Below are 8,676 nucleotides of genomic sequence, written 5' to 3' on the forward strand. Positions count from 1 at the left end.
TCGAACGTGGCTCCTGGGCTCGTCGGGTGCGTGGAGATTTATAAAAGAGAGCGCACTGGGCGCGTCTCGATCAGTTCGACCGCCGGACCCGCCTTTGTCATCCCGGCATGGAGCCGAGCCACTGCGTCAAGACCGATCTGCTCCATGGCCACGCCGTGCTCGCCAAACCAGGCGATCAGCGCATCGGGTAGCCATTGAATAGGGACTTTCGACGACGATCCACAGATGCTTATGCCGCTTTCGTCATATGCTGTCGGCGGAGCTTTCGACATCATCTATGCGTTAAGCAGATCGCCGAGACCTTGCTAGCCGCGCCTTCATGGACGCTGGCATGCACGTCAGCGTCATGTATAGGACGTCGAAAGAAAGGACTGCGTTGGCGATGCAGCCGATGCTGATATAGACAATGCTCCACCGCCTGCCTGGGCTTCAGCGCCTCATGCTCCCGATGGGCAGCCGCGAGCCGAGGCGACGGCGATCACAGCTTTGAGCGCACAGAATTGGCGAGTGCCAGATCGTCGGCAGGGCTGAAGTCGGTGGCGCCCTGTGGGCCAAGCCTCACCACGGCGGCAAAATCGTCTTACAGGCCGGTGACGATGATGTGGCGGGCAATCAGGTCTTCGACCATATGCCCGGTGAAAAGCGATTATAAATCGATATCCTACGTTCTTTGATTTCTCATCGCGAAAGCCGGGGTGATAGCGCGTAGGTTGCTTCCTCATACCGCAGTTTTCACGAATCTCATTTAGATCACGCTGAATTTTTACCTTTCTTTCGGCTGCGTCTTGGATCTATAGAGCGCTCTCCTTCGGTCGCCCCCTAGTTGAACCAGGCGGAGTTTTCAGAAATCAAATTGACTTACAGGGATTGCAGGAGTGAGTGCCGATAACGCTCACTGGCCGAGTGATGCTCAGGCCATGGCCGGGCTTTCCCAGCTAGCCAAATGGGATATCAATGGACACGGAAATGGATCGGTCCTTCGCATGGGTGATGAATATCGAGATCGACGATAATGGCTGAAGGCGACCCTGAGCTGGCCGAAGGGCTAAACGTGAATTTGGACCCAAATTCAAGGTAATCTAGATGATTGGATGGCGGTTGGAGCAAAGACCGGCGGATCTTTTTCCAGGCCCAAGCGACCGATTTCCGCGCCCCTGATTTGTGTTCGTGGGGCGTGGATTACTGAAGCAATTTGGCTAAGCCCTCAAAAATTGCTATAACTCAAAAAATCTCCAAAAAGGTATAAGAAACGACTGAAATGTGGCGGTGACAAAGTGATTCAAATCGGTTCAAGCTGGTGCATGCCAACCAACGAGTGGCTGGAAAAAAGGGACGGGCGGTGACGGAAGATCTAGCAAGCTACAGAAGTTCAAGAGGCCTCGTCAGCACCGCCGATCCAGAAGTTGACAAGCCAATCTATCGAAAGCCCGGTTTCGATGGCAGAATTACAACCCTGGGGCACATGGAGGAATTGATCAGCGCATTTCTGAAGAAAACGCGCGAAGCTCAAGGCCTCTCTCGCGCCGACGTTGCCCCAATGCTTGGTCTGTCGATACCTGTATACGGACGTTACGAGCGGGCATTTTCCAAAATGACTGTCACCCGGATGATTCATCTCTGTGAGATTCTCGGCTTCATGCCAATGGATATGATCTTTGAAGCTGCGCCCCATCTTTGGGGGCGCACATCAGAGGAAGCCGAGGATTGTCTAACACTGGCTCGGATTCTAAGGAGCCTTCCGAGCGACACGACGCGCGATCTCATTCGGCTCTTGCAGCGAATGATCCCCGATGACAACGAGAGCGAAAGAGGTATCAATGGCGGAACGGAGACCGCTAAGTGAGCGTGATCTGTACCGATGAAGCCCCGGTCCAGCAGGCGTTGCTCGATGCCGCAGCCGACTTGTTTCCGTCGTTTGCCGCGATAGACACCCGCAACCCCACAACGCCAAGCCTTACACTTTTTCATTTCCGTCTGATCACCGCATGTGCCGATCCCCAAAGACTTGATTTTGATGGTTTCCGTCGATCCCTCTGGACGTGCCTGCGAAAATCATCGCCGGTTGCAAGACCATGCACGAGGAAGAAGCGGCGAACGCAGCTAAGTTTGCCCGATGTCTCGATGTTTTGCCTCCAGTGAGTTGCGGGCAGCGAGTCCGAAAACAGACCGGGCAAGGTATAATTTGCCCGCGGCCGCTCGCTCAGTCATTGCCCGCAAATACCCGCCCGGCGAGCTGACGTCCTGGCGATTTGTTTTTTCAAGGGTAATCGCCACTGCCACGGCGGCTTGCTGCTCACCCATCTTCTCGACAGCGCGGCGGCGGGCATCCTCCGAGATCCCGGCATAGCGGCACAACATCGGTGTCAGCCGGACCAGATCCGCCCAGGTGTTGGGTTTGTACCCGAGTTCCCTAAGCGCCGGCGCTGCGCGCAAGACTTCCTGAAGAGCAACCAGCGCTTTCCGCTGATCATATTGCTCGTTGACTGAGCTCTGCCGGCTCCCCAGACTTTTTTCAAAAGCCCCTTTGCTGGCGCCAGCTTTCGAGAAATTAGGTTCTTCGGCGTGAGCCAGACATTGCTCATCATTACTACGTTTAGATTGATAGGAGAGTGTAATCTGTTTGTGCATGCCGTTTTCGACATACACGCATGTCGTTTTTCGAGCGGCGGGCTCACTTCGATATCGGGGAGCTAGCTGCATCAGCCGATCGATGGTCCACTCAAGAAGGAATGTAGCGCGGCGCAGCAACTCGCTTGGTGCCTTGGCAGCCACTTCCACATAACTGCTGATGCGCTCGATGCGACCGGCGACACGTTGGCGCGCTGCTGCGCCAAGATCAGCAGCAGCAGCGAGGGCATAACGGGTATTGCGCAACGCTCCTCGATAGCGCCGAAGCGCGGCCTCTGCTGCCTTCTTTTCCGCACGCACCTCTTTCACGAGCTCATGAAGCTCGGCATAACGCACGATCAGAATTCGAAGATCGACTCCGCACGCATCCGTTATCTCGCCATCAGCGTTTCGGATCGGATATCGTTTGTAATTCCCGCTGTCCTGCGTCGTGATCAGACCCACATCGAAAAGGCGGGAAAGCATTCGGCTGACCCGACCAACTGAACGGCCGATCTCAAAAGCCAATTGCCGGTTCGATTTGAACACAATCGGTCGCCCGGTTCGATCGAAAGACTCGGCGGGAGCGGTGTTGATCAATGCCAGCAAAAGATGGCTTTCTGTCCCATTTATCACGCCTGTGCAGGTCAGATTTTGAACAAGCACTGCCAGTTGAGCGCGTGTCACCGTTCCGATTTCGGCCGATTGTGCGCGTCGGCGGAATTCGATGCGTTGTGGCGTTATCCTGCGGCCTATTGGCCGCCGATACGCGATAATATCTTCCATGCCCTCGCCTCCGTTGAGGACCAGGTAAAGCTCCGCCGTTCACCGAAATGGTGTTTTCTGTTGACAAGGAAGTAAGGGTCTGCGAGAAAGGTTTTGGCTTAAATTATTCTCTTACAGACCCGCTTCCGGATTTCTTCGGGAGCGGTTTTTCTTTTTCTGGTCGTTTCATCATCTCCGTTTCAAGCCCGACTTACGCGTCGGAACCGTTGTGTTGAATACAAGAAAGCATATCTCAACAAAGCAATTTGGCGCAAGACGCGTGCTAATATGGGCTACCGCGCGATGCAAGATCGACCTGTACAGAATCATATCTGTCTAATTTTTATGAGTATTTTGAATGGATAGTGCTTATGCAAATTGCAGTTGCGCGATCCATTTTGCTTCGCATCATTGATCCCGGGTCGGCGGTTTCGTGGCCTTCGAACGCCTGCAGTTCAGGTCAATGACCATCGACGCGTGGGAAAGCAAAGTTCCCCTGTCGTACTTGTTGGTTGAGAGTGGGGGACACGGGTCCCCACCGCGGGAGGCCGCCATCTGGTCGGGACCGTGAGCTAGCCGGCGTGAAGGCCGAACAGGATTGAACGCCGGACGCGGTGGATCTCCTCCGACAGTCCCCGAATCTCGTCGATAGTGAGCGTACGGTTCGCCCCGTCGGTGTCGACACACACAACGAACGCGATTGCATTCTTCCTGGGGTTGGCGGACGCCAATTCGATGCCATGCGCTAGCAGGTTGCGGGTCCGCGCGACTCGTTCTACCGCACCGAGATGCTCCGCCATGGCGGGTTGATCCTCGGAAAGCCGTTGGGCGTAGACACGCCAATGGGAGATGATCGGCCCTCGAAGCGTTCGTCTTTGATCATCAGCAGCCGCGAGTTGCCGACGCATCTCACCTTCCAAGAAACTCCATTGGATTTGCACCTGACCAATCTCGCAGGCCAGGTCGCGCAATGTCGGAAAAGTGTCATCAGGAGCGGTCATGCCCCTTGTCGTAGCAGAGTTGGGCAGTGTTTTGCCAATTTAGTCCGCTGACGTGGTCGGGTTGGCCTCACAGATCAGATTCTGATTGCCTCAAAGGGTCTGAATTCATTCCTTCGGCTGTACCTCCCAGTAATCCCTCAGCGCACCGAAGAGATCGAGGCCGAGCTGGCTCACGGATACGGCATCGGTAGCTCCGAGCGGACGCCGACCTTTCTAACACTCTCTTGGGAAGGCAGAAGTTCATAACCGGACGCCTTGCCAATGTGGATCGCCACCGTCGCCCGGATTCCGGATCGGTGTGAAGTTTTGAGACTCGATCCCCGGCTGTTGTGAGGTTCTCTACGCCGTCGATTGAGGCCGATGGCGATTTCATCAATGGATTCAGCGGAACCGAGTCCGCCTCGATGTGATGCGCTATACCTGCGAAAGTTCCCGCGAATGGCGATGGTATTATTTTCCCGAACCGCGATTTTCATCATGCCACAATCATAGGGGGGATAATATCCATGCGGACTTGCAGGCCCTTCAATGCGCCCGGAAAAATGAGGCCCTTCGACATCACGTCATCAGGTTCCACAAAAACCGGGTCGAGCACAGGTCGGCAACACTGGAAACGCGACGCCGCGTCTGCAATCGATATCAGGGGGGAATGATAAGGCTCCCTTCCGTCGCCTCCGACAAGGACGATTTTCCCGGCAAGAGGTTTGAGGCAGCCATCAAAACGGGTGAAGGCGGTGAGCCCATCTCGCAGTGCTTCTTCATCTAGGAATAGCGAGTGCATATCGTCAAAGCGGATCATCTCGATCAGTGGACTGCCGACCAAATCATAGATTGGCGAAAAGCTGATGCCGATTTGAAGCTCGACAGCTCGAAAGAGTGTCGTTTCCGAGTCCAATACGTATGCAATATTGTTCATTCCTTGACCCTCAATTTCTTTAAAGCGATCTCGTCCTTCTAACGCGTGACAAAGAGGCTCAGCAACTTGCGTGACCAACCCTGCATAGCAGCGCCATGCCGCAATATGGTGATTTTCACCCGGTTGTGCAAACGTCTTATGCGCCAATTTGATAAGTTTGTAGGGATTGAGTTGGCGAATGTCTGACGAAACGAACATTAACTGACGTTGAAATTACACAATAATCAGACACTTTTGTGTCGAAAGCAGGAGGGAGGCTGCATCAGGACTGCGCCAACTTTGTAGCAAAAGTTCTGTCGAGGGTTTCGGGCGATTATTTCCGTCAAGCTATATCGTTCAGTTGCTATACAATCCATGGTAGATAACAGAGCCGCTACCGTTTGAGAATTGGATTGCACAATTCGATCCATGGCAGCTAGAGAAACTCCGCCTTTCATGGCCGTCGCCTTTGTCGTCAATCGACAAATCGCCACTCCGGCCGCCGCCTTTCTGTAGCAGGCCTATGTGGGCATCGCCGTCCAACAGCCGACGCATGCAGCCGTCAGTGAATGGCCGAGAGCCGAGAAGGCTCCATGCGGGTGCAGGACAAAAGGCCGCCATGCCTACACAGGGCGTCCGGTGCGAGACCAGGAAATGCAACGACGGTTCTCACCAAGCTCACCAAATGCACGGGTAGCCAATTTGGCGCAACTGGGTAATCCGTACACGAAGTAACTCCAGTATGAGAGGCATATATATCGTTGATAATAAAGATAAATTTATGCGCGCGACGCCAAGAGAATGAGGTTCCGCCACATTGAAATGCGCCAAACGTGATCGAAATCGCGATATTAATGGTTCCAAGCACATTACTTTTCCGTATAAAGAGGCTCTGGAGCATTAACCTCAGTCGGAGCAATGTCAGGACCATCATTGAAGCAATGGATTAATGAACTCGGTTTGCAACAAGTCGATGATCCGGGCATCGACAAACCGGTCTATCGAAAACCTTTTGACGGGCGGATTGCACTTAGCGCCGAACTGGAAAAACAGATCAGCATCAGTCTTCGCGAAGCCCGCGATAAGCGAAAACTGCCTCGCTCGAAACTCGCGCCCTTGCTTGGCATCAGCGAGCAGGTCTACGGCCGCTACGAAAATAAAGTCTCCCGTCTCACGGTGGGCCGACTGATTCATCTCTGTGAGGTTTTGGATGCAACTCCGGAAGAGATTATCGCGCCGGCAGCACCCCACCTTTGGGGCGAAACTGAAACCAAAGCGGTTCTTCTGTTGGCTACTATCGAGAAGTTGCGGACCTTCGATGAAGAGATTTTACGCGATGTTTTCAGCTTACTAAGCCGCATAGAAGAGACCTGTGGCGATAGCGGCGATGGTGCGGCGAACGCCGCGCCTTCGTGCGCCACTGCAGTCGATGGCGAAACGGGAAGCAGATGACAGCGTCAAAAAATAGAACGGCGTCGGTCCCGGATGAAGTTTTATCAGAAAACCAAGACCAAACGCTCCGCGCCGTCGCAGGCTGCCGAGGCGAGCCTTGCGCACGCGGCGTTGGGACAAATTCCTAGCCATTCATCGTAACAGCTCAATCGCGGAAACAGGCGCGTAACCGGGCGAAGGCCGCACAGGTGGCCGGCTGGCTTAAGTTGGTGCTGCGTCCCGCCGCCATGAGGTTACGCTCGGTCATCAGCGCGTCGAGCGTAACGAGGAGGTTCAGGTCAAAGTCCTTGAAACGCATGTTTCCATCTATCCATAACGTGGATGCATGCCATCCAAACAATCAATTTTACCAATCTCCCGATGATGCATTAGGGAAATGTCGATAACCCGACAAGTTTGGCAATTGCCGGACAAGTAGGTCGGCATAAGTCTACGAGCGGCTAAGGAAGGTCGGAAGTATTGAGAGAGTTTTTCATCTCAAGCGCGAGGACTGTCGAAAAGTTCTACCATCCCGATTGGCTGATATCGCGATCCCTGGCGACAGTGTCTGACGCGCAGCGAACGGACCGCCTGCTTCGATCGCACAATGCGTGCTTCAAGACAACACCAAGAAAAAGGAGGTCTTTGCATGCGCTCTGAGGTGCGGTGGAGGCTGTGCTGGGAAAACGAGTTGGAACTCGCCGACCATGTCGAACTCGCCGAGTTCTTTCGCAAAACCTATGGACCGACTGGGGTCTTTAATGCAAAGCCGTTCGAAGGTAGTCGAAGCTGGGCCGGAGCAAGACCTGAACTTCGGGCAATCGCCTATGACTCAAGTGGTGTGGCGGCTCATATGGGATTGCTGCGCCGTTTCATCAAGGTTGACGGAGTCGACCTGCTGGTGGCTGAACTAGGCTTGTATGGGGTGCGTCCGAATCTTGAGGGACTCGGAATCGCCCATTCGATCCATGTCATGTTTCCGACACTGCAGGAGCTTCAAGTTCCATTCGCTTTCGGCACGGTTCGGCCAGAGCTGCGGAAACATATCGCAAGGTTCGGCCGTCACGGTATGGTGACGATTTTGTCGGAAATCCGCGTGCGGTCCACCCTCCCACACGCGCGTATCGATCTGCCGCCCACGCGCGTCGAGGATCCACTGGTCATCGTTCTGCCAGTTGGACGTTCGATGTCCGATTGGCCCACCGGTACGATGATCGATCGGAACGGACCGGAACTATGACACACCGCGATTGCTTATGCGAGGTGCCCAGCGAGTACGCTGACGGCACCGGCCAGCGCAGCGTTTATTTGACGTTCGACGACGGTCCTCATCCATTTTGCACGCCGGAAGTTCTCGATGTGTTGGCTGAACACCGGGTACCGGCGACTTTCTTCGTCATCGGCGAGTACGCGGCAGATCAGCCAAAACTGATCCAACGAATGATTGCAGAAGGGCACGAAGTCGCTAACCACACGATGACACATCCGGACTTGTCCACATGCGGACCCGGCGAAGTGCAACGTCAAATACTCGAGGCGAACAGAGCCATCACCATGGCGTCACGGCAGGCCTCAGTGCGGCACATCCGCGCACCGTATGGGATCTGGACCGAAGAAGTGCTCACTACGGCGGCGAGCGCTGGACTGGCCGCCGTCCACTGGTCGGTAGATCCGCGAGACTGGTCTCTTCCCGGGGTGGACGCCATTGTCGATGCAGTGCTCGGATCTATCCGGCCGGGCGCAATTGTGCTCTTGCACGACGGATGCCCCCCCAGCGAATTGCAACCGGGCACTGACGCCAGTCTGCGCTACCAGACCATCGCGGCGCTATCCAGCATCATTCCAGCTTTGCATGACCGCGGATTTGTAATCCGCGCGCTTCCTCAAGACCACTGAAAGCGATATTCCATGAATCTGCTTGACACAACTAGCACTGTCGCCATCTCGCTCTATGCGCTGCTCTCGACTGCTTATAAA

At 54.7% G+C, this 8,676-nt stretch carries 7 protein-coding genes and 1 pseudogene; 4 read left to right on the plus strand and 4 right to left on the minus strand.

Going from position 1 to position 8,676, the window contains the following annotated elements; genetic code table 11:
- Positions 1-1,339 precede the first annotated feature (1,339 nt).
- Positions 1,340-1,843 (plus strand): helix-turn-helix domain-containing protein, encoded by a 504-nt coding sequence (locus C9413_RS22490; protein ID WP_040114216.1) that lies wholly within the window; start codon positions 1,340-1,342, stop codon positions 1,841-1,843.
- A 257-nt stretch (positions 1,844-2,100) separates the two neighbouring features.
- On the opposite strand, the gene repC is transcribed toward C9413_RS22490, so the two are convergent.
- The 3 genes from repC to C9413_RS22505 form a co-directional block, all read right to left on the minus strand.
- Positions 2,101-3,393 carry a plasmid replication protein RepC gene (gene repC, locus C9413_RS22495; RefSeq protein ID WP_040114217.1) on the minus strand — a complete coding sequence of 431 codons (1,293 nt, stop codon included), beginning with the start codon at positions 3,391-3,393 and terminating at the stop codon, positions 2,101-2,103.
- A 551-nt stretch (positions 3,394-3,944) separates the two neighbouring features.
- On the minus strand, positions 3,945-4,373 hold the full coding sequence (locus tag C9413_RS22500; protein WP_040114218.1) for a hypothetical protein: 429 nt from the start codon (positions 4,371-4,373) through the stop codon (positions 3,945-3,947).
- 475 nt (positions 4,374-4,848) lie between these two features.
- A complete protein-coding gene (locus tag C9413_RS22505) occupies positions 4,849-5,487 on the minus strand; it encodes a hypothetical protein (protein ID WP_246703827.1) in 639 nt (212 codons plus the stop codon).
- A gap of 714 nt (positions 5,488-6,201) precedes the next feature.
- Here C9413_RS22505 and C9413_RS22510 point away from each other — a divergent pair.
- A complete protein-coding gene (locus C9413_RS22510; protein ID WP_040114220.1) occupies positions 6,202-6,720 on the plus strand; it encodes a helix-turn-helix transcriptional regulator in 519 nt (172 codons plus the stop codon).
- Positions 6,721-6,868: 148 nt separating this feature from the next.
- On the opposite strand, the pseudogene C9413_RS22515 reads toward C9413_RS22510, so the two are convergent.
- A pseudogene (locus C9413_RS22515) lies at positions 6,869-7,018 on the minus strand (LysR family transcriptional regulator); the annotation flags it as partial.
- Between the two features lie 330 nt (positions 7,019-7,348).
- Here C9413_RS22515 and C9413_RS22520 point away from each other — a divergent pair.
- Together C9413_RS22520 and nodB are read left to right on the plus strand one after the other, a co-directional pair.
- Positions 7,349-7,939 carry a NodA family N-acyltransferase gene (locus C9413_RS22520; RefSeq protein WP_040114221.1) on the plus strand — a complete coding sequence of 197 codons (591 nt, stop codon included), beginning with the start codon at positions 7,349-7,351 and terminating at the stop codon, positions 7,937-7,939.
- Positions 7,936-8,595 carry a chitooligosaccharide deacetylase NodB gene (gene nodB, locus C9413_RS22525; protein WP_040114222.1) on the plus strand — a complete coding sequence of 220 codons (660 nt, stop codon included), beginning with the start codon at positions 7,936-7,938 and terminating at the stop codon, positions 8,593-8,595. Before C9413_RS22520 ends, nodB begins: the two co-directional genes overlap by 4 nt.
- Positions 8,596-8,676 lie beyond the last annotated feature (81 nt).

The organism is Rhizobium sp. SEMIA 4085, from assembly GCF_013004495.1.
GTDB classification, from domain to species: domain Bacteria; phylum Pseudomonadota; class Alphaproteobacteria; order Rhizobiales; family Rhizobiaceae; genus Rhizobium; species Rhizobium gallicum.

Excerpts from the sequence above, each read along its gene's own strand:
- repC (WP_040114217.1), bottom strand. The coding sequence starts at position 3,393 with ATGGAAGATATTATCGCGTATCGGCGGCCAATAGGCCGCAGGATAACG.
- C9413_RS22500 (WP_040114218.1), bottom strand. The coding sequence starts at position 4,373 with ATGACCGCTCCTGATGACACTTTTCCGACATTGCGCGACCTGGCCTGC.
- C9413_RS22505 (WP_246703827.1), bottom strand. The coding sequence starts at position 5,487 with ATGTTCGTTTCGTCAGACATTCGCCAACTCAATCCCTACAAACTTATC.
- C9413_RS22520 (WP_040114221.1), top strand. The coding sequence starts at position 7,349 with ATGCGCTCTGAGGTGCGGTGGAGGCTGTGCTGGGAAAACGAGTTGGAA.
- nodB (WP_040114222.1), top strand. The coding sequence starts at position 7,936 with ATGACACACCGCGATTGCTTATGCGAGGTGCCCAGCGAGTACGCTGAC.